The sequence below is a fragment of the Streptomyces sp. B8-7 genome (assembly GCF_058833805.1).
Genome location: NZ_JBYRRL010000006.1, coordinates 556,340 through 579,759, shown reverse-complemented (window position 1 = coordinate 579,759; position 23,420 = coordinate 556,340). Strand labels below are relative to the sequence as shown.

23 protein-coding genes are annotated in these 23,420 nt (G+C 71.8%); 10 read left to right on the top strand and 13 right to left on the bottom strand.

Going from position 1 to position 23,420, the window contains the following annotated elements:
- Window positions 1-123: 123 nt before the first annotated feature.
- On the top strand, window positions 124-675 hold the full coding sequence (locus tag AC5K6T_RS30840) for a GNAT family N-acetyltransferase (protein WP_493214279.1): 552 nt from the start codon (window positions 124-126) through the stop codon (window positions 673-675).
- A 54-nt stretch (window positions 676-729) separates the two neighbouring features.
- Here the strand turns inward: AC5K6T_RS30840 and AC5K6T_RS30835 are convergent, their stop codons facing one another.
- From AC5K6T_RS30835 to AC5K6T_RS30805, 7 genes are all read right to left on the bottom strand, one after another.
- Window positions 730-2,430 carry a type IV secretory system conjugative DNA transfer family protein gene (locus AC5K6T_RS30835; protein ID WP_493214278.1) on the bottom strand — a complete coding sequence of 567 codons (1,701 nt, stop codon included), beginning with the start codon at window positions 2,428-2,430 and terminating at the stop codon, window positions 730-732.
- 8 nt (window positions 2,431-2,438) lie between these two features.
- Window positions 2,439-3,845, bottom strand: a complete 1,407-nt coding sequence (locus tag AC5K6T_RS30830) for an ATP-binding protein (RefSeq protein ID WP_493214277.1) — start codon at window positions 3,843-3,845, stop codon at window positions 2,439-2,441.
- A 6-nt stretch (window positions 3,846-3,851) separates the two neighbouring features.
- Complete coding sequence (locus AC5K6T_RS30825) at window positions 3,852-5,411, bottom strand: SCO6880 family protein (protein WP_493214276.1); 1,560 nt, start codon at window positions 5,409-5,411, stop codon at window positions 3,852-3,854.
- A complete protein-coding gene (locus AC5K6T_RS30820; protein ID WP_493214275.1) occupies window positions 5,408-6,739 on the bottom strand; it encodes a hypothetical protein in 1,332 nt (443 codons plus the stop codon). Before AC5K6T_RS30820 ends, AC5K6T_RS30825 begins: the two co-directional genes overlap by 4 nt.
- Window positions 6,729-7,553, bottom strand: a complete 825-nt coding sequence (locus AC5K6T_RS30815; RefSeq protein ID WP_493214274.1) for a DUF8175 domain-containg protein — start codon at window positions 7,551-7,553, stop codon at window positions 6,729-6,731. The genes AC5K6T_RS30820 and AC5K6T_RS30815 overlap by 11 nt, the downstream gene beginning before the upstream one ends.
- A 218-nt stretch (window positions 7,554-7,771) precedes the next feature.
- Window positions 7,772-8,080, bottom strand: a complete 309-nt coding sequence (locus AC5K6T_RS30810) for a DUF8827 family protein (protein ID WP_493214273.1) — start codon at window positions 8,078-8,080, stop codon at window positions 7,772-7,774.
- A gap of 296 nt (window positions 8,081-8,376) precedes the next feature.
- Window positions 8,377-8,985, bottom strand: a complete 609-nt coding sequence (locus AC5K6T_RS30805; RefSeq protein WP_493214272.1) for a TetR/AcrR family transcriptional regulator — start codon at window positions 8,983-8,985, stop codon at window positions 8,377-8,379.
- An 88-nt stretch (window positions 8,986-9,073) separates the two neighbouring features.
- Between AC5K6T_RS30805 and AC5K6T_RS30800 the strand changes: the two genes are divergently transcribed.
- The 3 genes from AC5K6T_RS30800 (at window position 9,074) to AC5K6T_RS30790 (ending at window position 12,149) form a co-directional block, all read left to right on the top strand.
- Window positions 9,074-10,033, top strand: coding sequence for an oxidoreductase (locus AC5K6T_RS30800; RefSeq protein WP_493214271.1), 960 nt, complete (start codon window positions 9,074-9,076; stop codon window positions 10,031-10,033).
- 222 nt (window positions 10,034-10,255) lie between these two features.
- Window positions 10,256-11,200, top strand: coding sequence for a C40 family peptidase (locus AC5K6T_RS30795; RefSeq protein ID WP_493214315.1), 945 nt, complete (start codon window positions 10,256-10,258; stop codon window positions 11,198-11,200).
- A 241-nt stretch (window positions 11,201-11,441) separates the two neighbouring features.
- Window positions 11,442-12,149 (top strand): phosphatase PAP2 family protein, encoded by a 708-nt coding sequence (locus tag AC5K6T_RS30790; protein ID WP_493214270.1) that lies wholly within the window; start codon window positions 11,442-11,444, stop codon window positions 12,147-12,149.
- 183 nt (window positions 12,150-12,332) lie between these two features.
- Here AC5K6T_RS30790 and AC5K6T_RS30785 read toward each other — a convergent pair whose 3' ends face one another.
- Window positions 12,333-13,916 carry an FAD-binding oxidoreductase gene (locus AC5K6T_RS30785; protein WP_493214269.1) on the bottom strand — a complete coding sequence of 528 codons (1,584 nt, stop codon included), beginning with the start codon at window positions 13,914-13,916 and terminating at the stop codon, window positions 12,333-12,335.
- A gap of 401 nt (window positions 13,917-14,317) precedes the next feature.
- Between AC5K6T_RS30785 and pstS the strand changes: the two genes are divergently transcribed.
- The 4 genes from pstS to pstB all read left to right on the top strand — a co-directional run bounded on the left by pstS (window position 14,318) and on the right by pstB (window position 18,430).
- Window positions 14,318-15,451 carry a phosphate ABC transporter substrate-binding protein PstS gene (gene pstS, locus AC5K6T_RS30780; RefSeq protein ID WP_493214268.1) on the top strand — a complete coding sequence of 378 codons (1,134 nt, stop codon included), beginning with the start codon at window positions 14,318-14,320 and terminating at the stop codon, window positions 15,449-15,451.
- Between the two features lie 63 nt (window positions 15,452-15,514).
- On the top strand, window positions 15,515-16,522 hold the full coding sequence (gene pstC, locus AC5K6T_RS30775) for a phosphate ABC transporter permease subunit PstC (protein WP_493214267.1): 1,008 nt from the start codon (window positions 15,515-15,517) through the stop codon (window positions 16,520-16,522).
- On the top strand, window positions 16,519-17,580 hold the full coding sequence (pstA, locus tag AC5K6T_RS30770) for a phosphate ABC transporter permease PstA (protein WP_493214266.1): 1,062 nt from the start codon (window positions 16,519-16,521) through the stop codon (window positions 17,578-17,580). The genes pstC and pstA overlap by 4 nt, the downstream gene beginning before the upstream one ends.
- A gap of 73 nt (window positions 17,581-17,653) precedes the next feature.
- Window positions 17,654-18,430 (top strand): phosphate ABC transporter ATP-binding protein PstB, encoded by a 777-nt coding sequence (gene pstB, locus AC5K6T_RS30765; protein WP_493214265.1) that lies wholly within the window; start codon window positions 17,654-17,656, stop codon window positions 18,428-18,430.
- Between the two features lie 650 nt (window positions 18,431-19,080).
- On the opposite strand, the gene AC5K6T_RS30760 is transcribed toward pstB, so the two are convergent.
- Both AC5K6T_RS30760 and AC5K6T_RS30755 read right to left on the bottom strand, forming a co-directional pair.
- Entirely contained in the window at window positions 19,081-20,079 is a 999-nt protein-coding gene (locus AC5K6T_RS30760) for an inorganic phosphate transporter (RefSeq protein ID WP_493214264.1), read from the bottom strand.
- A 7-nt stretch (window positions 20,080-20,086) separates the two neighbouring features.
- Entirely contained in the window at window positions 20,087-20,707 is a 621-nt protein-coding gene (locus AC5K6T_RS30755) for a DUF47 domain-containing protein (RefSeq protein ID WP_493214263.1), read from the bottom strand.
- A gap of 232 nt (window positions 20,708-20,939) precedes the next feature.
- Here AC5K6T_RS30755 and AC5K6T_RS30750 point away from each other — a divergent pair, with 232 nt between their 5' ends.
- A complete protein-coding gene (locus tag AC5K6T_RS30750) occupies window positions 20,940-21,275 on the top strand; it encodes a metal-sensitive transcriptional regulator (protein WP_493214262.1) in 336 nt (111 codons plus the stop codon).
- Window positions 21,276-21,286: 11 nt separating this feature from the next.
- Here the strand turns inward: AC5K6T_RS30750 and AC5K6T_RS30745 are convergent, their stop codons facing one another.
- Together AC5K6T_RS30745 and AC5K6T_RS30740 are read right to left on the bottom strand one after the other, a co-directional pair.
- Window positions 21,287-21,463 carry a hypothetical protein gene (locus AC5K6T_RS30745; protein WP_493214260.1) on the bottom strand — a complete coding sequence of 59 codons (177 nt, stop codon included), beginning with the start codon at window positions 21,461-21,463 and terminating at the stop codon, window positions 21,287-21,289.
- A gap of 257 nt (window positions 21,464-21,720) precedes the next feature.
- Entirely contained in the window at window positions 21,721-22,545 is an 825-nt protein-coding gene (locus AC5K6T_RS30740) for an SCO4651 family lipoprotein (protein ID WP_493214258.1), read from the bottom strand.
- 136 nt (window positions 22,546-22,681) lie between these two features.
- On the opposite strand from AC5K6T_RS30740, the gene AC5K6T_RS30735 reads away from it, so the two are divergent.
- The gene (locus AC5K6T_RS30735; protein WP_493214256.1) at window positions 22,682-22,855 is read left to right on the top strand and encodes a hypothetical protein; all 174 of its coding nucleotides are present in this window, start codon (window positions 22,682-22,684) and stop codon (window positions 22,853-22,855) included.
- A gap of 23 nt (window positions 22,856-22,878) precedes the next feature.
- Here AC5K6T_RS30735 and AC5K6T_RS30730 read toward each other — a convergent pair whose 3' ends face one another.
- Window positions 22,879-23,277 carry an NUDIX hydrolase gene (locus tag AC5K6T_RS30730; protein ID WP_493214254.1) on the bottom strand — a complete coding sequence of 133 codons (399 nt, stop codon included), beginning with the start codon at window positions 23,275-23,277 and terminating at the stop codon, window positions 22,879-22,881.
- Window positions 23,278-23,420 lie beyond the last annotated feature (143 nt).

Genomic DNA, 23,420 nt, shown 5'->3' with positions numbered 1-23,420 from the left:
GCGCCGATGGTACTGCAGGGGGGACCCTGTGGGAGAGTAGGACGCCGCCGAACAATTTTTGGGAGAACCCCCGTACCGGTTATTCGGTACGGGGGTTTTCTGCGTTCCGCTACTGTGACCGGCATGAGCTACCAGGTTCGTTCCATACGCGCCCGTGAGTGGCGTGAGGTCAGGGAGCTGCGGTTGACCTCGCTGCGGGACCCCGTCGCGCACCTCGCCTTCCTGGAGACCCACGAGCAGGCGGCGGCCCGTCCCGACGCGTACTGGCAGGAGCGGACCGCCCGCGCGGCCGAGGGCGCGGCCGGCGCTCAGCAGATCATCGCCGAGGGCCCGGACGGGGAGTGGGTCGCCACCCTGACCGTGCTGATCGAGGAAGCCGGCACCACCGACTGGGCGGGGTCCCCGGTCGCACAGCGGCAGGGGCACATCGTCGGCGTCTGGGTCCGGCCGGACTGCCGTGGCATCGGTCTCACCGAAGTACTCTTCGACGCGGGTCTGCAATGGGCCTGGGCGCAGGGCGTCACCCGCGTCCGGCTCATCGTCCACGAGCACAACGGCCGCGCCCGCACCTTCTACCAGCGGTCCGGATTCAGGCCCAGCGGCGTGACCGTCCCCCTCGCCGAGGGATCCGAGGAGCGGGAACTCGAACTCGTCCTCGAACGCACCCCGGTCTGACAGGACGACAGAGGCACCGGACGGGACGACAGAAGCACCGGTGGAAGCGGCCGTTCACACCGGCAGTTCGTCGTGCGGCCAGCGGGCGCGGGCCTGCTCCCGGGACCGCAGCAGCGCGAGGGTGCGCAGCCCGCGCCCGGAACCGGAGGCCAGCAGGTCGGGCAGCTGGGGCAGCGGGGCCACCGCGGCGATGTCGTCCAGCACCAGCGTCAGTGGTGGGTCGAGCCGACCGGAGGATGACCGTTCGGCCATGCGCCGGCCGTGCTCGACCACGCTTGCGACGAGGGCCGTCAGGAAGGGCATCGCGCCCGGGTTCGTCCGAGGGTCCTCGACTGATTCGCCGACCACATAGAGCGTTCCCCCCTCGTGGACGAAGGAATCCAGGGCGAGCGCATCGGATCGGTGCGGGGCGCAGGCCTCCCGGACGTTCACCGTGAACAATGCGGCCAGCGCCCGCGTCAGCAACTCCTGAGCCATGTCCCGGCGTTCGGGATGCGCGGTCAGTGCGGCCTCCAACTCGCCCGCCGCACCCGGAGCCGCCCCGGTACGGGTGCGCAACGTCCGCACGGCCTCCTGGACCTGGGTGCCCTGCGCCCAGCGGTGCACATGCCGGACCGTGCGGCTGTCGAGCGCCGCCGCGTGCAGATAGCTGCGCAGGAGCGTCTCGGCGGTGTCGCCGACGGCCTGGTCCAGCCGGGATGCCGGACGGACCGGAGCGAGCAGGGCCCGGGCCCGGCCCAGCGCCGTCTCCCTGGAGTGGCAGCCGGCCGTGAGGGACCAGTGGAGCCGTGCCGGGGTGTCGCAGCGGTGTGTCGGGTCGTAGAGGAGGACGGGGCCGAGCTTGGTGCGGGCGTCCTTGGTGTCCTGCCAGAGCACCGGGTCGGCGGTGACCACCAGCGCGGGCCCGTCGGCGTCCCGGACCGCCTGCGTGGCGGTGTACCGGCGGCCCTCCCGCTCCGCCACGAGGACGGCGCCGAGAGCCGGGCCCCTCGTCTCCCCCGCCTCGCCCGGCTCCCAGGCGGGCGGCAGCCCTTCCCGGGCCGCGGCAGGGGGAGTGGTCTGCGCGGCGGCCGTCGCCGGCTCCCCGCCGGACTCCACGGGCTGCTGAGGGTCCGGGAAGCGTGCCTCGGTGGGCTGCCGAGTCGCCGGCGCGGGCTCCGGCGGCCAGGCGGAGGGCCGGCTCGCCCCCGTACGGGGCGCCGGCACCTCGCCCTGCGGCCTGCCCGCCCGGACCTCTCCGGACCGCGGGACGTCGTACCGCTGAGGACGTCCGGGACTGTCAGGACGTGCAGAACCCTCCGGGCTTCCGGAACCCTCGGGACTCCCGGGGTCCCCGGGCGGCCCGGTCCGCTGCGGCCTCTCGGGCCGGTGCTCCCGGACGCGCTGCCGTCGCCCCCGCGCCCTGACCGCCCGCCAGCGGGCCACCGTACCCAGCACGAACACCGTCAGGGCCAGCAGGACCAGGAGCTGGCCGATGAACAGGCCCCAGAACAGGCCGTAGCCGGACAGGGCCGCGGGCGGTGCGGCCGGCCAGGCGCCGGGGATGTCGTGCGGGTTGGTGAGGAGGTGGCGCATCGCCGGCGGGGTACGGGCGAAGGACACCGAGTCCGGCCAGGAGCCGTGCGCGAACCAGGCCGACAGGCCCGTCGCCGTCCAGACCAGCACGGTCATGCCGACGAGGAAGGCGAGTATGCCCACGAGCAGGCCGTCGGGGACACCGCCGGATGCCTGACGCCGCTGGTCCTCCGCTCTCACGCCGCCCCCTACGCCACCGTCGACTCGGAGTCCCCGAGGTGCTGTTCGACGAACGCCGCCGCCCGCGCCTCCGCCTCCCGCTCCGCCGCGTGCAGCGCGTCGTCGAGATCGCTGGAGGACTCGGTCATCGCGCGGTCGGTGAACACCAGCGGGCGTTCCGTCTCGGTGATCAGGTGCTTGACCACCTGCACGTTGCCGTTGACGTCCCACACGGCGATGCCGGGCGTCAGCGTCGGGATGATCTCCACCGCCCAGCGCGGCAGGCCCAGGACGCGGCCCGTCGCCCTCGCCTCGTCGGCCTTCTGGGCGTAGACCGTCCTCGTCGACGCCATCTTCAGGATGGCCGCCGCCTCCTTCGCCGCAGCCCCGTCCACCACGTCGGAGAGGTGGTGGACCACCGCCACGAAGGACAGGCCGAGCCGACGCCCGAACTTCAGCAGGCGCTGGAACAGCTGGGCCACGAATGGGCTGTTGATGATGTGCCAGGCCTCCTCCACCAGGAAGATGCGCTTCTTGCGGTCCGGGCGGATCCAGGTGTGCTCCAGCCACACCCCGACGATCGCCATGAGGATCGGCATGGCGATGGAGTTGCGGTCGATGTGCGACAGGTCGAACACGATCAGCGGGGCGTCCAGGTCGATGCCGACCGTGGTCGGCCCGTCGAACATGCCGCGCAGGTCGCCGTCGACCAGCCGGTCCAGGACCAGGGCCACGTCCAGACCCCACGCCCGTACGTCGTCTATGTCGACGTTCATCGCCTCCGCCGACTCCGGCTCCGGGTGGCGCAACTGCTCGACGATGTCGGACAGCACCGGCTGGCGTTCCACGATCGTCTCGTTGACGTAGGCGTGGGCCACCTTCAGCGCGAAGCCCGCGCGTTCGTCCAGGCCGTGGCCCATCGCCACCTCGATGATGGTGCGCAACAGGGCGAGCTGGCCGGTCGTGGTGATCGCCGGGTCCAGCGGGTTGAGGCGGATGCCGTGGTCGAGAGCGGCCGTCGGGTCCAGGCGGATGGGAGTTATCCCCAGCTCCTGCGCGATGAGGTTCCACTCGCCCACGCCGTCCTCGCCCTGCGCGTCCAGCACGACGACCTGCCGGTCGCGGAACCGCAGCTGGCGCAGTACGTACGTCTTCTCCAGCGCCGACTTGCCGTTGCCGGACTCGCCGAGGACCAGCCAGTGCGGTGCCGGGAGCTGCTGGCCGTACAGCTGGAACGGGTCGTAGATGTAGCCCTTGCCGGAGTACACCTCCCGGCCGATGATCACGCCGGAGTCGCCGAGGCCGGGCGCGGCCGTCGGCAGGTAGACCGCCTGGGCCTGACCGGTCGAGGTGCGCACCGGCAGCCGGGTCGTCTCGACCTTCCCGAACAGGAAGGACGTGAAGGCGTCGGTGAGGACGGACAGCGGATCCCGCATCAGGTCCTACCTCCGGATGCCGGTGGCGAAGGGAAGAGTGTTGACGAAGGCGCGGTGGTGCTCGCGGTCGCACCACTCCAGCTTCAGATACGACTTCCCGGCCGACGCCCTGATGGTCCGCTTGTCGCGGGCCAGGGCCTCCGGGGAACGGGACGAGACGGTGATCCAGCCGACCAGGTTGACCCCGGCCGCGCCGCTGGCCAGGTCCTCGCCGCGCTGGTCGAGCCGGCTGTGCGCGGCCACGTCGCGCGGGTCGACCGTGCGGTTCATCTTGGCGGCGCGGGACGCCTCGGCCTCGTCGTTGGTCTTCTCGGTGAGCATCCGCTCGATGGCGATCTCGGTGGGTTCGAGGTCCATCGTGACGGCGACCGTGCGGATCACGTCCGGGGTGTGGACGAGCAGCGGCGCGAGGAAGTTGACGCCGACGGGCGTCATCGGCCACTCCTTCACCCAGGCCGTGGCGTGGCACCAGGGGGCGCGGGTGCTGGACTCCCGGGTCTTGGCCTGGAGGTAGGTCGGCTCCACCGCGTCCAGTTCGGCCGGCCAGGCGTTGCGCTTCGTCATCGCCTGGATGTGGTCGACGGGGTGGTCCGGGTCGTACATGGAGTGCACCAGGGAGGCGAGCCGGCCCTGGCCGAGCGGCTGGCGCACCCGGATGTCCGCCTCCTGCAGGCGGGAGCAGATGTCGGTCAGCTCGCGCGCCATGACGACCGCGAGCCCGGCGTCCCGGTCGACCCGGCCGCCGCCGTGCGGGCGGGAGGCGCGGGCCATCGCCTGGGCCTCGGCGGCCAGGTCGCGGGTGTAGTGCATGCAGGCGACGAGGTAGGCGCGATGCTGCTCGCTGCTGGTGGACACCATCGACTGCAGCTCGTCGTACGACGTCCGCAGCCAGCCAAGCGCCCTGTCGTCGCCGCGCTGGGCGACGTCCTTGGCGTGGGCGTCGGGGTCGGCGGGCAGGGTGCGGGCCAGCATCTGCAGGCGGGTGACGAAGCCGTCGCCGTTGGCGACGTGCTTGAGAAGGGTGCCGAAGCGGTCGACCAGGGCCTCCTGGTCCTCGCTGTCGCGCAGGCCGACACCGGGTCCCTCGATCTCGATGGCCGCGGTCACCGTACGGCGGTCCGCGTGCAGCAGCACCGCGATCTCGTCGGGGCCGAACGGGGCGGCGAGCCAGGTGATCCGGCCGACACCGGGCGGCGTCCCGACCTCGACCTCGCGGCCGTCGAGCCGCGTACCGGCCTCCATGGCACCCGACCGGTAGACCGTGCCGCGGCGCAGGGTGCGCCTGTAGCTGCGGTCGATCTCGAACCACCGGTAGAAGGTGCGCCCCTTGTACGGCACGTAGACCGCGCCGAGCGCCAGCAGGGGGAAGCCCGTCAGCAGCACGATCCGCAGGGACAGCACCGGGACGAGGAGACCGCACATCATGCCGAGGAACGCGCCCGCGATGATGAGCACGATCTCGCCGGTCTCGCGGTTGCGGCCGACGATCGCGTTCGGCCGGGCACGGCCGATCAGATATGTACGGCGGGGCGTGACCGGATGGGACAGATGGGACTCGGTCGTCAACGCCCTTCACCTCCCGTGCGGTTGGTACTGCTGTTGCGGGTGTTGCCGGCGTGGGGTGTGTTCACCGGGCTGCCGGAGCGGGGCGAGGGTGCGGCGGAGGGGACAGTTCCGCCGCCACCGGTCGAGGGGCGCGTGCCGTGCGCGGCCACGCCGCCCGCGGCCGCGTTGGCCGGGCGGGGTGCGGCGGAGGCCGCCTGCCGGTCGCCGGCGTTGCTGTCGGCACGGCTGCTGTGGGTCTTGATGCCCTGCGCGACGAGCGTCGCCGGCGAGCTGATGACGGCCGCGGCCTTCCCCTCGGCGCCCTGCATGAGCCGGTTGTTGCGGGAGCCGGCGATCTCGTCGCCGAACCCGGGCACGAACCGGTAGATCATCGCCGAGGCGAAGATCGCGAGCAGGATGATCGCGAGGCCGGAGACGACGGCGGAGAAGGCGTCCGGACCGTCGTCGGCGGAGAGCGCGCCCGCGAGGCCCAGCACGATCACGATCACCGGCTTGACCAGGATCACCGCGATCATGATGCCGGCCCAGCGGCGGACGTGGCCCCACAGGTTCTTGTCCACCAGACCCGCGTAGACGACGGTGCCGAGGAGCGCGCCGACGTACAGCAGGGCCGCTCTGATCACCAGCTCCAGCCACAGCACACCCGCGGCGAGGATGCTGACCAGGGAGACCACGATCAGCATGATCGGGCCGCCGCCGATGTCGTTGCCCTTCTTCAGGGCGCCGGAGAAGTTGCCGAAGAACACGTTCGTCTGGTCGCCGGTGGTGTCGGCGAGGACGCCGCTGACGCCGTCGGTCGCCGAGACCACGGTGTACAGGATCAGCGGGGTGAACGCGGAGGCCAGCACCGTCAGCCACAGGAACCCGATCGCCTCGGAGATCGCCGTGGTGACCGGCACGCCCCGCACCGCCCGCTTCGCCACGGCCAGCAGCCACAGCAGCAGGGTCAGGATCGTCGACGCCGCGAACACGACCGCGTACTGCTGGAGGAACTTCGTGTTCGTGAAGTCCACGCTCGCCGTGTCGTTCACGGCCTGGCTCAGCTTGTCGATCGTCCACGACGCGGCGTCGGCGCAGCCCTGGGCCAGGGAGGAGAGGGGGTCGAGGGTGGAGGCGGGGGAGAGGGACGGGGAGCGGCCTCCGGAGCTGTTGCCTTCGCAGTACTTCTTGGCCGGGCCGACGATCAGGTCACAACGATCGTCGGTGGGCGACGGTGTCGGCGTCGGTGTAGGCGCCGCTGCGGCGCGGGTGGCCAGCAGCAGGAGAGCGGCCTGTACGACGGTGACGGCGGCCGTGGCCCTGAGCGCACGGCGGGGACTACCGGGCATAGGTGAAGCCTCCGTACTCCTCGACGGCCTTGGCCATCTCGTCGGCGCTGGACGCCTTGTCGTCGCCCGGCACGGGGGAGGGACCGTCCTTCTGGGCGAAGCCGTCTACTTTCCAGTCGCCGTCCGCCCATTGCAGCTGGAAGGTCATGGTGAACCAGTCGCTTGTGACCGGGTTGGTCGACTTCTCGCCCGCAGTGCCGAACACGCCGGTGCACCAGACCTCGACGGAGGCTGCCGTGTCCGCATAGCCGGTCGTCTTGGTGCCGATGGGCATCGTGCGCGAGACGTACGTCTGGCCCGCTTCCGGCTTGCCCTTCTCGTCCAGGCCGATGCTGCTCAGGAACTCCGTGGTGTACGCCTTGTCGAGCCTCTGCTCAAGGGCGGCCTGCTGGTCGGACACAAAGACCTGTCGGACGATCTCCGAGCGCTGCGTGGGTTGCAGGATCTCGGCCGAGACGAGCGCCACCGCGTAGTTCGCCGCGGCGCTTTCCGCGCCCTGCCGGTCGTGGGCGAAGCCCGAGGGGATTCCCCCCGGGCCCTGCTGGACCGGGAGGGTGCCGGTGGGGGCCGTGGCGGAGGCTGCCGGACCGTTCCGGCCGGTGCCGCCCGACTCGGGTGACGAATCGTCTCCTCCCCGGTTGGCGAAGGCGATCGCCGCGATGAGCAGGACCACGACCGCGACCACGGTGACGAGGCTGCGGGAGGAGGAGGGACGCCGGCGGGGCCCGGTGCGGTGGGGGCCGGAGTCGGGCAGGCGGGTGCGGGTGCCGGTGTAGCCGCCGGCCTCGCTGTCGTGTTCGTCTCCCAGGCTCATGCGGCGTACGCCCCCTCGGCGTCGTACGGGTGCACCTCGTACCGGAACACGTAGGAGTACGACGGTAGCCGCGCTGGTTCCCGCGTGGGCGTGGTGTGGTGACTCGACATCAGGGAGACGCAACCTCGGTCGGTGGGCGCGGCGGACGGTGGGTGAGTGGGGACAGGACGCCGGGCGTGCCCGGGAGGACGAGGTGCTAGGAGGCGCCGGTCACCGCTCTAGACCGCCATGCCGTAGACGATCGTGAACAGCGTGCCGAGGGAACCGATGATGAAGACGCCCGTCAGGCCGGCGATGATCAGGCCCTTGCCCTGCTCCGCGCTGAAGGTGTCGCGCAGGGCGGTGGCGCCGATGCGCTGCTTGGCCGCGCCCCAGATGGCGATGGCGAGGCAGACCAGGATGGCGACCGCCATCACGACCTCGATCATGACCTTCGCCTCGTTGCCCAGGCTGCCGAAGGGGCCCCAGTCCGGAGCGATTCCGCCGATGATGGTGTTGATGTCTCCCTTGTCGGCTGCAAAGAGCATGTAAGTCACCGCCCCTGGTGGGTAGTTCCGCTATCCCCTGCGGTGTGCAGAGGTCAGACCCATTCTCGCCGACAATGGCGCCGCGGTATGTCGACTTGGCGTCATTGGTTGGCAGGTTTTGTGCGAACGCTTGGTCACTCTGTGTATCACGGCAGGTCACGCCGGGCAATGAGGCCTGAGCGGAACCCGTCGGCGGTTGCGTCGTTGGTCTCTTTCGGCCCTCTGCCGCCCCGGCCGTCGCGACAGGGCCGGCTCCCGGGCGGCGTACCGCTGGTGACGGTCCGTCCGGGTGAAGATTATCCGCGGCGCGGGGTGAGGCCGTGCAGCAGGTGGTGGACGAGCTCGTCCAGGCAGTCGAGGGTGTCCTCGGCCGGCAGGTGCCCGGCGGCGGCGAAGGCGGCCAGCCCGTGCAGGGCGGCGCCCGCGAGGAGGGTGATGCGCTCGGGGTCGCCCGCGACGATCTCACCGTGCGCCTGGGCCTCGGCGAACAGCTGGAACAGCGGGGCCAGGGCCCGTTCCACGGCCGCTGCGAGCTGCTCGGAGAGGTCCGGGTCGTGCTTGCGGGAGTACATCAGCTCCAGCAGGGCCGCGTTGTCGACGGCGAAGGCGAGGTAGGCGCGGGCCAGGCCGGCGAGGCGGGCCTCGATGGGCCGCGCCGGGTCGTCGGCGCGGTGGAAGACGTCCGCCATGCGCTCGAAGCCGGTGAGGGCGAGTGCGTCGAGGAGGGCCTGCTTGTCCCTGAAGTGGCGGCCGGGGGCGGCGTGGCTGACGCCGGCGGTGCGGGCGAGCTCGCGCAGCGAGAGGGCGGCCGTTCCCTTCGTCCGCAGAGTGTCCTCGGCGCTCGCGAGCAGGGCGGCGCGGAGGTCTCCGTGGTGGTAGGGGCGGCTCTCGGACATGGTCAGCATCGTAGCTCTATGTAGTCGGCGGCCGGATGTGCCGGCGGTCACGGTGTTGTCATTGACAGCATTGTTGTCGCTGCCTACATTGGCTCACATGTCTTCCTCCGCATCCTCACCGGCCTCCTCCTCCACGCCCGCGCCGGCGTCCCGGCCGGCCCGGTGGAACGCCTCCCGCCTGCCGGACCTGTCCGGTCGTACGGCGGTCGTCACCGGCGCGAACAGCGGCATCGGACGCACCGCCGCGGCGGCGCTGGCCCGCGCGGGCGCCCATGTCGTGCTCGCGGTGCGGGACCCCGAGCGGGGCCGGGCCGCCGCCGGCGCGATCGGGGGCAGCACCGAGGTGCGCCGGCTGGACCTCGCCGACCTCTCCTCCGTGCGCGCGTTCGCCGAGGACTGGGCCGGGCGTCCGGTCGACCTGCTGATCAACAACGCGGGCGTGATGATGCTGCCCCGGCAGCGCACCCGGGACGGCTTCGAGAGGCAGTTCGGCACCAACCACCTCGGGCACTTCGCCCTGACGAACCTGCTGCTGCCGCACGTCACCGACCGCGTCGTCACCGTCGCCTCCCTCGCCCACCGCTGGCGCGGCGCCCGGATCCGTTTCGAGGACCTCGACTGGACCTCCGGCTACGACCCGCAGGGCGCCTACGCCCAGTCCAAGCTGGCCAACCTGCTGTTCACGCTGGAGCTCCAGCGGCGGCTGACCGAGGCCGCCTCCCCGGTCCGCGCCCTCGCCGCGCACCCCGGCTGGTCCGCCACCAACCTGCAGAGCCACGCCGGGAACCCGGTCGCCCGCACCGTCATGCAGATCGGCAACAAGGTCCTCGCCCAGTCCGACACCGCGGGCGCCCTGCCCACCCTCTACGCCGCGACGCAGGACCTGCCCGGCGCGAGCTACGTCGGCCCCGACGGACCCGGTGAGTGGCGCGGCGCGCCCACCCTGGTCGGCCGCTCCGGTGCCGCGAGCGACCCGGTGGCCGCGCGGCGGCTCTGGGAGGTCTCCGCGGAACTCACCGGCGCGGCCTTCCCGCTGCCGGCCGCCGCCCGCGACTGAGCCCGGCCCGGCGGGCCGGGGCGTAGCGAGCCCCGCCCCGGCCGGGCGCGGTCCGCCGTCCCGGCAGTCCCTCCGGGTGCCGCCCGTACCGGCTCCGGAGCGAAATGACGCCGCCCTCGCCCGGAAATGGCGTTGAACGGGCCGGGAATGGGGGAGGGTTGAGGCGTGCGCAAAGTGTGGGTGGCCGGTGGTGTCGCGCTCGGCACGGGGCTGGGCTTCGTGATGCTGCTCGTGATCGGGGTGTACGTCGTCGCCGGGAACCTGGTGAACGGCGTCGGGGGCGGCGGCAGGGCGCTCGCCAAGGGCGCCGTCCCGGCCGCCTACCAGGACCTGGTGCAGCGCTGGGGCAACCTCTGCCCCGCCATCAGCCCGGCGCTGCTCGCCGCCCAGCTCTACCAGGAGAGCGGCTTCGACCCGAACGCCCGCAGCGCGGCCGCCGCCGAGGGCATAGCGCAGTTCATCCCCGGCACCTGGGCCACGCACGGCGTGGACGGCGACGGCGACGGCGACCGGGACGTCTGGGACCCCAACGACGCCATCCCGTCGGCGGCCTCCTACGACTGCACCCTCGCCGAGTACGTCCAGGACGTGCCGGGCGACGCCACCAGGAACATGCTCGCCGCCTACAACGCGGGGGCCTACGCGGTCATCAAGTACCAAGGCGTGCCGCCGTACGAGGAGACCCGGAACTACGTGACCGCCATCACCTCGCTGCAGGCGAGTTTCGCCGCCCCCGCGGGCCGCGTCGAGCCCTCCCGGCAGGCTGCCGCGGCGATCCACTACGCCCAGCAGAGGCTCGGCACGCCGTATCTGTGGGGTGGGGACGGGACGCCCGAGCAGGGGGGCCGGTTCGACTGCTCGGGGCTGACGAAGGCGGCCTACGAGAGTGTGGGCATCACCCTGCCCCGGGTGGCGAACGACCAGTACAACGCCGGACCGCATCCGGGGCGGGACGAACTCCTGCCGGGCGACCTGGTGTTCTTCTCCGACGACCTCACCGACTCGCGGGCCATCCGGCACGTGGGCGTCTACGTCGGCGGCGGCTACATGATCGACGCACCGCGGACGGGCGCCGTGATCCGCTTCGACCCCGTCGACACCCCCGACTACTTCGGCGCCACCCGGGTCACCGAGGACGGCGCGAAAGCACTGCCCACCGGCGTCTGAACCGGACCTGACACACCGTGAACCCCTCCCCTGAGCTGCGGTGATGGATCTCTCTTCGGTAACGTCTGCGTGATCATTCCGTGGAGTGCGGAACGAACCCGACGGCGCCGTGCGTTCCTGTTCACGGATTCGGCTGACGGAACCGGTGGTCGGGTCCGTACACACCACGGGGGTGGTAGGGCCCGCGCACGCGCCTGCGCCGGGCGCGGCAGGACGATGAGGACGAAGGGGCCACGGCATCATGGCTGGACTCGCGCAATCCGGGTCGAACCCCGACGTCGACCTGCTCTACGACATCAACGGCCTGGCCCGGGACGCGCCGCACTGGTTCGACCGGGCCGTCGCCCACGCCGGCGAGTACGGGCTGCCGCTCGCGCTGCTGCTGCTCGTGCTCGGGTGCTGGTGGAGGGTGCGGCGGGCCGGGGCCGAGGACGCCGCCGGGTCCGCGGCCGCGCTGCTCTGGGCCCCGCTCGCGGCCGCTGTCGCCGTCCTCGTCAACGTGCCGATAAGGGGCTTCGTGGAGCGGCCCCGGCCGTTCCTCGACCACCAGGGACTGCAGGTCCTGGTGTCCGGCAAGACCGACTACTCCTTCGTCAGCGACCACGCCACCATCGTCATGGCCCTGGCGGTCGGCCTGTTCGTCGCCCACCGCGGCTTCGGACTGGCCGGGATAGCGCTCGCCCTCGTGGAGGGCTTCTGCCGGGTCTACATGGGGGTGCACTACCCGACCGACGTCATCGGCGGGTTCGCCCTCGGCACCGCCGTCGCCCTGCTGCTCTCCCCGCTCGCCATGGCGCTGCTCACCCCGCTCACCCGGGCGGTCGAGGGGTCGCCGCGGGCCGGGTGGCTGATCCGCGGCCGCCGCGGCGCCCCTGACGCCGCGTCCGGCAGACCGGTCGTCCCCGGTGCCCGCACCGAGACCGCCCCCGAGCGCGACCTCGCCGCCTGAGCCGGACGGTCCGCCGTCCTCGGCGCCCTCCTCCGCCGGCTCCGGCCGCCTCTGCGCAGCCCTTCCCGGCTTCTTCCGGGCGCCCTCCTCGGCTTCTTCCGGGCGCCTCCCCGGCTTTCCCCGGGCCTCCGCGGCTCCGCGCCGCCTTCCCCGCCGCCGCCCGGCGACGGCCCCGGGCGCGCCCTACAGGGCCTGCGGGTAGGTGAACACCCGCTGCGGGTCGTACCGCTTCTTCAGCTCGGCCAGCCGGGGCGCCGCGTCGCCGTAGTAGGCCAGGCGCCAGTCGGTCAGTGCCGGGTCCGGGTAGTTCTGGTAGGCGGCGCCCGAGGCGTGCGGGCGCATCGCGGCGTGCGCCTCGGCGAGCCAGGCCCGCGCCGCCGCGCCGGAGGCGCCCGCCCGCCAGGCCCCGATGTACTGCGCCAGCATCCGCGAGCGGCGGTGCACGAAGGCCGTCGCCGTCGGCGGGACCCGGTTGACCGCCCCGCCCAGCGCGGTCAGCGCGATGCTGCCGGTGCCGCCGCGCACCGCGGCGATCTGCGCGAGCAGCGCGCGGACGCCCGCGGGGGACAGCGAGCGGTCGAAGAAGTCGGAGCGCGCCGCATAGGTCTCCCGGCCCAGCGCGCCCTCGGGCGAGCGGCCCGGGACGGCCCCCGGCAGACGGCACTGCGCGTCACCGGCGAAGGACGAGCAGCCCGCGTACCCCTCCATGGCGTCCCGGTAGGAGCGCCGCCGCAGCGAGACGCTGCTCGCCGGGGCGCCGATCCGGCCGGCCAGCCGGTCCACCTCGTTCTGCAGCTCACGGTGGCCGCCCAGGGAGAACGCGGCGACCGACACGGTGGGGGTGCCGCCCGTCGCGTTCGCCAGATGCAGGGCGGACCAGATCTCGTCCGGCCGGGTCGGCCCCCACTCCTGCCAGGCCCGCACCACCGCGGCCGCCTTCGACCAGGGCCAGCTCAGATAGGCGGTCACCCCCTGCGGGGCCGGGTGGGTGCGGAAGCGCAGCTCGGTGACGACGCCGAAGTTTCCGTTGCCGGCGCCGCGCAGGGCCCAGAACAGGTCCGGGTTCTCGTGGGCGTCCACGGTGAGCCGCCGGCCGTCGGCGGTGACCAGCGTCGCCCCGGTGAGGCTGTCACAGGTCAGTCCGTAGACCCGGGAGACCACGCCGTGACCGCCGCCGAGGGTCAGGCCGGAGACGCCGACGGTGGGGCAGGAGCCCGCCGGTACCGTCACGCCCTTCGCGGTCAGCGCCCGGTAGACGTCGATCAGCCTGGCGCCCGCCCCGACCACGGCCTGCCCGCCGCCCGCCCGGACCCGGCTCAGCCGGGACACGTCGATGACCAGCCGGCCGTCGCCCGAGGACCAGCCCGCGTAGGAGTGGCCGCCGCTGCGGATCGCCACCCGCACACCGTGGGCGCGGGCGTACGACAGGACCGTACGGACGTCGTCGGCGTGGGCGACGTAGGCGACGGCGGCGGGCCGCAGGGAGTCGAAGCGGGTGTTGTAGAGCTGCCGGGCCGCCGGCCAGTTCCGGTCGCCGGGCCGGACCAGGGTGCCGTCCAGGCCGTGGGCCAGTGCACCCCAGCCGGCCGCCGCCGCGGCGGAACCGGTGGCGCCCGGGCGGGCCGCGTGCGCCGACGTGGAGGAGGGTGCCGGGGAGAGCGGGGTGGCCGGGGAGGTGGCCTCGGAGTGCGCCCTCGCGCCGCAGCCCGCCGCGGCGGCCGCCGCGAGGGCCGCCGCGCCGCCGCCGATGAACGTGCGTCGCTGCATGTCCGTCTCCTCTTAACGCCGTTCCTGTGGAACGAGACGGCCGCGCGGGGTGCCGGGTTCCCGTCTTTCCCACGGGGCCCGGAGCGTGCGTCGCCGCCGGAATCCGGCCGGTCGTGTACCGTCACGAACGGGTGTCCGTTTCGCGAGCATGGGGGTGTTTGTCGGTACGGTGGTGCCGGAGTCTGCCGGGACCTCGGCGTGCCCTCCCCGTAAGCATTCCGTGACCTAACCGCACCGACCGCAGGGGTTCACCGTTCGTTCACTTATGGCCATAGGCCGCTTCACCTCTTCTGCCTAATTTCGGGCCTACCAGGTGACGAACGCGCCTCGAACGCGCTCGCACCAGTCAGCCCTCGCACGCCGCAGATCAGGACGGCGGCTCCTGGAAGGAACTCCCGAAAGTGAAGCTTCAGCGCATGAACCGGCGGGCCCTCACCCTCGGTGCTCTCGCCGTCTCCGGCGCCCTGGCCCTCACGGCGTGCGGCTCGGACGACACGGGTGACAAGGCCAGTGACGGCGGCGCGTCCACCAGCGCCGCCGCCGACACCGGCGACATCCAGTGCGACGACGCCAAGGGCCAGCTCCTCGCCGACGGCTCCTCCGCGCAGAAGAACGCCATCGACGCCTGGGTCAAGAGCTTCACCCAGGCCTGCAAGGGCGTGCAGATCAACTACAAGGGCGGCGGCTCCGGCGCCGGTGTGACCGCGTTCACCCAGGGCCAGGTCGCCTTCGCCGGCTCCGACTCGGCGCTCAAGCCCGAGGAGATCACCGCGTCCAAGGAGGTCTGCACCGGCGGCCAGGGCATCGACCTGCCCATGGTCGGCGGCCCGATCGCGGTCAGCTACAACGTCCCGGGTGTCGACGAGCTCGTCCTCGACGCGCCGACCCTGGCGAAGATCTTCGACAGCAAGATCACCAACTGGAACGACAAGGCCATCGCGGCGCTCAACCCCGACGCCGAGCTGCCCGACCTGAAGATCCAGGCGTTCCACCGCTCCGACGAGTCCGGCACCACGGACAACTTCACCAAGTACCTGATCGCCGCCACCCCGGACAACTGGAAGTACGAGGGCGGCAAGGCCTGGCAGGCCAAGGGCGGCCAGGCGGCCTCCGGCTCCTCCGGCGTGGCCCAGCAGGTCAAGCAGAACTCCGGCGCCATCGGCTACATGGAGCTCTCCTACGCCAAGGACCTGTCCGTCGTCGCCCTGGACACCGGCGCCTCCGAGCCCGTCAAGGCCTCCAGCGACGGTGCCACCAAGGCCATCGCCGACGCCAAGGTCGTCGGCACCGGCAAGGACCTCGCCCTCCAGATCAACTACGCGACCAAGGCCGACGGCGCCTACCCGATCACCCTGGTCACCTACGAGATCGTCTGCGACAAGGGCAACAAGGCCGACAGCCTGCCCGCCACCAAGGCGTTCCTCGGCTACATCGCCAGCGAGGAGGGCCAGGGCATCCTGTCCGGCATCGACTACGCGCCGATCCCGGCCGACATCATCGCCAAGGTCCGCACGAACATCGACGAACTGAGCTGATCCACCGGTGCACCGCCGCCAGGAGCCGCACGACACGTACGGCTCCGCAGACCGGAGAACCCGATGGACATAACGACGAACGACACCCAGGCACCGCCGCCCGCGCCCCATCCGGGCGCCCGGCAGCAGAAGCGCAACGCTCGCGGCGCCACCCGCGCCGGAGACCGCATCTTCCTCGGTCTCTCCCGCGGATCCGGCATCCTCCTGCTGGCCGTCATGGCAGCGATCGCGATCTTCCTCACCTACCGCTCCGTCCTCGCCATCGGCAAGGACGAGGGCAACTTCCTCACCACCTTCGAGTGGAACGCCAACCTCCAGCCGCCGGTCTTCGGTATCGCCGTGCTGGCCTTCGGCACGATCGTCTCCTCGATCATCGCCATGGTCATCGCGGTGCCGATCGCCGTGGCCATCGCGCTGTTCCTCACCCACTACGCCCCGCGCCGGCTCAGCGGCCCGATCGCCTACGTGATCGACCTGCTCGCCGCCGTGCCCTCGATCGTCTACGGCCTGTGGGGCGCCCTCATCCTCGTGCCGCACATGCAGGGCCTGAACGGCTGGCTCGACGAGTACTTCGGCTGGACCGGCGTCTTCGAGTGGGCTGGCGGCGCCCCGCGCTCCATGCTCACCGTCGGCGTGCTGCTCGCGATCATGATCCTGCCGATCATCACCAACGTGAGCCGCGAGGTCTTCAAGCAGGTCCCGCAGATGCACGAGGAGGCCGCCCTCGCCCTCGGCGCCACGCGCTGGGAGGTCATCCGCATGGCCGTCCTGCCGTTCGGCCGCTCCGGCGTGATCTCCGCCTCCATGCTCGGCCTCGGCCGCGCCCTCGGCGAGACCATGGCCGTCGCCACGGTGCTCTCGCCCAGCTTCGAGATCCAGGCCAGCCTCCTCAACCCCGGCGGCGGCACCTTCGCCCAGAACATCGCCAGCAAGTTCAACGAGGCGACGCCGTTCGGCCGTGACGCGCTCATCGCCTCCGGCCTCGTCCTCTTCGTCATCACCCTGCTGGTCAACGGCGCGGCCCGCGCGATCATCGCCCGCCGCAAGGAGTACTCGGGGGCCAACGCATGAGCCACGCAGCCGTCGCCACCAAGCCCGCCAGCACCCTGCGCGGCGCCAGCCTGCCCAAGTGGTCCCCCTACGCCATCGCCGGCGGGTCGCTCGCGCTCGCCGTCGGCATCGGCCTCGGGGCCGGGCTCGACAGCCACCTCCAGTGGGGCCTGATCGCCGGACTCCTGTTCGTCCTGCTCACGTTCCTCGTCGCCGCGCGCGTCGAGGGCCGCCGGCAGGCCAAGGACCGGGTGGCCACCTCTCTCGTCTGGGTCGCCTTCCTCCTCGCCGTCGTCCCGCTGGCCTCCCTCGTCTGGGAGACCGTCGTCCGCGGCATCAAGGTCCTCGACCCCTACTTCCTCACCCACTCGATGGGCGTCGTCGCCGACACCGAGACCGGCGGCGGCATCTACCACGCCATCATCGGCAGCATCGAGCAGGTCGCCCTCGCCGCGGTCATCGCCGCACCCGTCGGTGTGCTGACCGCCGTCTACCTCGTCGAGTACGGCCGCGGTCACCTCGCCCGCGCCGTCACCTTCTTCGTCGACGTCATGACCGGCATCCCCTCGATCGTCGCCGGTCTCTTCATCCTCAGCCTCATGCTCATGTGGGACCTGCAGCCCTCCGGGTTCGCCGGTTCGCTCGCCCTGGCCATCCTGATGATGCCGGTGGTGGTCCGCTCCACCGAGGAGATGCTCAAGCTCGTCCCCAACGAGCTGCGCGAGGCGTCCCTCGCCCTGGGCGTACCCAAGTGGCGCACCATCCTCAAGGTCGTCCTGCCGACCGCCATCGGCGGCATCACGACCGGCGTCATGCTGGCCGTCGCCCGCATCGCGGGCGAGACCGCCCCCGTGCTGCTGCTGGTGTTCGGCAACCCGTTCATCAACAACAACCCCTTCGAGGGCGCACAGGCCTCCCTGCCGCTGTACATCTACCAGCAGTACTCGCAGAGCGGCGGCTCCGAGGCGGCCTACGACCGTGCCTGGGCGGCGTCCCTCACGCTGATCGCCTTCGTGATGATCCTCAACCTGCTGGCCCGCGGCATCGCCCGCTGGAAGGCTCCGAAGACGGGTCGCTGAGGCGACGATCTCCGGCTCCGCAGAGCGGGGCCCCCACAGCGACCGAGCTTGAATTTCTGGAAGTGAAGTAGACATGGCCAAGCGAATCGACGTCAGCGGACTGACCGCCTACTACGGCTCCCACAAGGCGATCGAGGACATCTCGATGACCGTCGAGCCGCGCTCGGTGACGGCGTTCATCGGGCCCTCCGGATGTGGCAAGTCCACGTTCCTGCGCACCCTCAACCGCATGCACGAGGTCACCTCCGGCGGGCGCGTCGAGGGCAAGGTCCTCCTCGACGACGAGGACCTGTACGGCGCCGGCATCGACCCCGTGTCCGTGCGGCGCGAGGTCGGCATGGTGTTCCAGCGGCCCAACCCGTTCCCGACGATGTCCATCTACGACAACGTCGCGGCCGGGCTGCGCCTCAACGGCAGCTACAAGAAGAGCGAGCTCAACGACATCGTCGAGCGCTCGCTCAAGGGCGCCAACCTCTGGAACGAGGTCAAGGACCGTCTCAACAAGCCCGGCTCCGGGCTGTCCGGTGGTCAGCAGCAGCGGCTCTGCATCGCGCGGGCGATCGCCGTGGAGCCGAACGTGCTGTTGATGGACGAGCCCTGCTCGGCGCTCGACCCGATCTCCACGCTGGCGATCGAGGACCTCATCGGTGAGCTGAAGGAGCGCTTCACGATCGTCATCGTGACGCACAACATGCAGCAGGCCGCGCGGGTCTCCGACCGTACGGCGTTCTTCAACCTCGCCGCGGTGGGTCAGCCGGGGAGGCTGATCGAGATCGACGACACCGAGCGGATCTTCTCCAACCCCTCGGTGCAGGCGACCGAGGACTACATCTCGGGTCGCTTCGGGTGATCCGTTCCTGAGCTCCTCGCGGTGCTGCATGGCGGTGCCACCGCGAGGGAGAAGAGGGCCCGCCCCCTGGTTTCCGGGGGGCGGGCCCATTTCTTGTGTGCGGTGTGGGGTGTGCGGTGTGGGCTGTGGGCTGTGGGCTGTGGGCTGTGTGCGGTGGGGGCTGGGGGCTGGGGTGTGTGGGCGGGGGCTGCGGCGTTGTGGGGTTTGCGCAGTTCCCCGCGCCCCTGGGTGGGTGCCGGGGCGGGTCGGTTGGGGGTGCGTGGTGTTCGGGTGCCCGGGGCCCTGGGTGGGTGGCCCCGGTGTCGGCCGGGTGCGGGCCGTGGGGTGTGCGCGTGGACTCGCGTCCGGGGGCGGGGCCGCGCCGGGGGGTGTCCGTCCTCGGGCCGGCAGGCTGGGTTCTTTCGTACGTGCTCGGGGTTTCGCCGGCCGCTGCGGGCGGGCACCCCCCGGCACGTCCCCTCACCGCCGTGGGCGGCTGGCCCGTCGTGTGCGTCCCCGGCCTCGCCGTGGGAGGCTCGCCCGTCGTGTGACGTCCCGGCCTTGTTGTGGGTGGGCGGGCTGTGGGCACGTCGCCTCACCGCCGTGGGCGGCTGGCCCGTCGTGTGTGTTCCCGGCCTTGTTGTGGGCGGGGGTTGGGTTGTGGGGGTGGGCTACAGGAAGGCCAGGTTGATGACGCCGTAGGCGAAGGCCGCCACCAGGGCGGCTGCGGGCATCGTGATGAACCAGCCCAGGACGATGTTCTTGGCCACGCCCCAGCGGACGGCGTTCAGGCGCTTCGTCGCGCCGACGCCCATGATGGCGGAGGTGATGACGTGGGTGGTGGAGATGGGGGCCTTGAAGAGGAAGGCCGTGGTGAACATGATCGAGGCACCCGTGGTCTCGGCGGCGAAGCCCTGGGGCGGGTCGAGCTCGATGATCTTGCGGCCCAGGGTGCGCATGATGCGCCAGCCGCCCGCGTACGTGCCCAGGGAGAGCATGACGGCGCAGACGACCTTGACCCAGATCGGGATCGGGTCGCCGTAGTCCTCCACGTCGGCGATGACCAGGGCCATCACCACGATACCCATGGTCTTCTGGGCGTCCTGGAGGCCGTGTCCGAGGGCCATGCCGGCCGCGGAGACGGTCTGGGCGATGCGGAAGCCGCGCTTGGTCCTGTTGGGGTTGGACCGGCGGAACATCCACAGGATGGCCGTCATCACCAGGTAGCCCACGAGCAGGCCCACGATCGGTGAGACGAACATCGGGATGACGACCTTCTCGAAGACCCCGCTCCAGTAGACCTGCGTGCCGCCGGCCAGGGCCGCGCCGACCATGCCGCCGAACAGGGCGTGCGAGGAGGACGAGGGCAGGCCGAAGTACCAGGTGATCAGGTTCCAGGTGATCGCGCCGGTCAGCGCGGCGAACAGGATGCCCATGCCCGTGGCGCCCTCGGGCGTCTCGATCAGGCCCTCGGAGACGGTCTTGGCGACGCCGGAGCCGAGGAACGCGCCGGCCAGGTTCATCACCGCCGCCATGGCGAGTGCGGCGCGGGGGGTCAGGGCGCGGGTCGAGACGGACGTGGCGATCGCGTTCGCCGAGTCGTGGAAGCCGTTGGTGTACGTGAAGAAGAGCGCGACGCCGATGGTCACGACCAGAGCGAAGGTGTCCATGGACGCCTCAGGACTCCTTGACCGCGATGGTCTCCACCGTGTTCGCCACGTGCTCGAATGCGTCGGCCGCCTCTTCCAGGACGTCCACGATCTGCTTCAGCTTGAGCACCTCGATGGCGTCGTACTTGCCGTTGAAGAGGTGGGCGAGCAGCTTGCGGTGGATCTGGTCGGCCTGGTTCTCCAGCCGGTTGACCTCGATCCAGTACTCGGTGAGGTTGCTCATCGTGCGCAGGTTGGGCATCGCCTCGGCCGTCAGTTCGGCCGCGCGGGCGAGCACCTCGATCTGCTGCTCGACGCCCTTCGGCAGCTCCTCGATGTTGTAGAGGACGACCAGGTCGACGGCCTCCTCCATGAAGTCCATGATGTCGTCGAGGGAGGACGCGAGGGAGTAGATGTCCTCGCGGTCGAAGGGCGTGATGAAGGAGGAGTTCAACTGGTGGAAGATCGCGTGTGTGGCGTCGTCACCGGCGTGTTCCGCTGCCCGCATACGCTCCGCGATCTCGGCCCGCGCGGAGGCGTCGGCCCCGAGCAGTTCCATCAGGAGTTTCGAGCCCGTGACGATGTTGTCCGCGGATGCGGCGAACATGTCATAGAAGCTCGTCTCCCTGGGGGTCAGACGAAAGCGCACGTGGGATCCTCGGGGTGCTTCGGTTCCGGTCAGGCTGATGCTAGGCGCATCATTCGGCCACGGCTAACGGGCCGTCCCCCAGTGTCGCCCATCAGGCAGAGTTATCGGCAGGCGGGCGGGGCAGCCCTTTTCCAAGGTGCTGTGAGCCACAAGCCGTCATACCCGCGACATTCGGTACCATATACCCAGTGGGGGTATATGGTGCGAGGCTCGTCTTGATTGGGAGGCCGTGATGACGACCACCGAGGCCGGTGCGCAGGGCGGGGTGGGCGGGCACGAGCACACCGTGCACGGCTACCACCAGCAGAAGGACGAGCACCTCAAGCGGCTGCGCCGGATCGAGGGCCAGATCCGCGGCCTGCAGCGGATGGTCGACGAGGACGTGTACTGCATCGACATACTCACGCAGGTCTCCGCCTCCACCAAGGCACTGCAGTCCTTCGCCCTGCAACTGCTCGACGAGCACCTGCGGCACTGCGTGGCCGACGCGGCCCTCAAGGGCGGCGACGAGATCGACGCCAAGGTCGAGGAGGCCACCAAGGCCATCGCGCGGATGCTGCGCACCTGACCGGGCCGCCGTCAGCCGGCGGAGGCCCGGCGTTCCTCGGCCACCCGCAGCACCTCGTCGATGCTCTCCAGGCTGAGCCGGTCCTCCTCGGCCATCGCGGCCGCGATCATCAGCTCGCCGCACAGGTCGATCTCGGCGAGGGCCACGTGGTCCTGCACCGCCGTACCGCCGACCGGAGCCACGCGCATCACCCCTCCTCTGCCGTCACCGACTCTCCAGCGCTGCGGCCGGGACGGTCTGCCGGCAGGCTCGCGGCGTCCGGTGCGGTGCGTCGCAAGGCGGGGCACCACCCGTGTGCGGGGCCGGTGGTGCGACAACGCGGCGAGGTGCCGTGCCGGGCGTGGCGAGCCGGTGAACCGTTCCGGTCGCAGCACTAGAGTAAGGACCTGTCCAGGGGGCGCGCATGGCACGGACGGGCTAGTTCTCCCGCGGGCCCGGGGCGCCGCTACTGCTCCGCGATCCGGCCCGCGTAGATGTCCTCGTCGGCCGGCAGCCGTACGTCGGCCCTGATGCCGAAGTCGTACAACAGCGTCGTCGAGGCGACCGCCACGGTGTTCTCCCGGTGGCCGTTGACGAAGCTGAACCGGTGCCGGACCTTGCGGATGCGGCCCGCCTCGTCCAGGAACACGTCGAACGGCACCACCGAGGTGGCGAACCCCTTCGCGGCCGCCGCGAGCGAGTCCCGCCCGCCCCGCGAGGCGCTCCGCGCCGCCACCGCCAGATCGGCCGTGCCCCGGTAGTGCCACACCTGCGTGCCCGCCAGGTCGGTGGTCCCCACGAACCGCGCCGTCCGCGTGCCCCGCAGCACCTCCGCCGCCGCGTACGGGTCCGTCGCCCCGCCGGTCACCAGGTTCCCGTCGGACAGCCCGGCGGTCTCCACCCGCACCCACTTGTCGGCCGGCACTCCCGCGCCCCGGTTCTTCATGAACAGTGCGCCCGGCGCCAGCAGCTCGGTGATCGGCCGGTGCTCCGTACGGCCCGCCGGGTCCTGCGGCAGCAGCACCTTCAGCCGTCCCAGCCGCCGCGTGTAGTCGTACACGCCCTCGCCGCGGATGGTGACCCGGGTGCCGCCGGTCGCCATCTCCATCGACGTACGGGCCTTGGAGCTGCGCGCGGCCACCAGCGCGTCCGCCGCCCCGTGCAGGGCCCGGACCGGGTCCGCCGCGGTGGACCCGCCTTCCGAGCAGCCGGACGTGGCCAGGCAGGCGAAGGCCGCCAGGCCCGCCGCCGTGACCGTCCCGCCCGCTCTGCCGTGCCGCCGCTCCGCCATCGCCCCTCCACCCCCAGCCGTCCGTCGGGGGAGACCCCTGTCGTGACGGATAACGACGGGTGGGGGGTGCCGTCACGCGCCGGCGGGCCGGGATCGGATGCCCGGCCGGAGCGTCGGCCTCGGTACCGTTGTCGGTGTGACGCAGCAGGAGCGCCTCGCGCCCACCCCGGATCTTCCCGAGCACCGCACCCGTACCGTCGAACAGGGCCCCTTCTGCGTCGCGCGCTGCACCTGCGGCTGGCGCGGCCCGGCCCGGCGGGCCCGCAGCACCGCCCGCACCGACGCGGAGGGGCATCTCGCGGCGCGGTGAGCGCGCGGGCGTGGTCCGGTCCGCTACCGGATGCCGAGGACGTGCAGCGCCCTCGCCACCAGCTCGCGGTCCCGCGGCTGGGTCAGCCGGGCCCGGGCCGCCGCCGGGCGGAGCCAGAGGACGCGGTCCACCTCGGTGTTGGGCACGAAGCCGCCCCCCGTCGCCTCCGCCGTCCAGTAGCGGACCTGCTTCGGGCGGCCGGAGACGAGGTAGCGCACCGTGGACAGCTCCGTGCCGGGGCGGGCCGTGTAGCCCGTCTCCTCCACCACCTCGCGCAGCGCGCCCGCGAGTGCGTCCTCGCCGCGCTTCAGCTTGCCCTTGGGGTGGGACCAGTCGTCGTACTTGGGACGGTGCACCAGGCACACCTCCAGCTCCCCGTCGAGCGGGGAGCGCCGCCACAGCACGCAGCCCGCCGCGCGCACGGGGGCGGTGTCCGACGCCGCCGCCCGGACGCCGCCGTCCGCACCGCCCGGCCGGCTTCCGTGGCCTCCGCCGGTTCCCGCGCCTCCCATCGGCCTCACCGCCTTCCGCCGCTGTTTCCGTCGCGTCCCGTTCCGGATGGTGC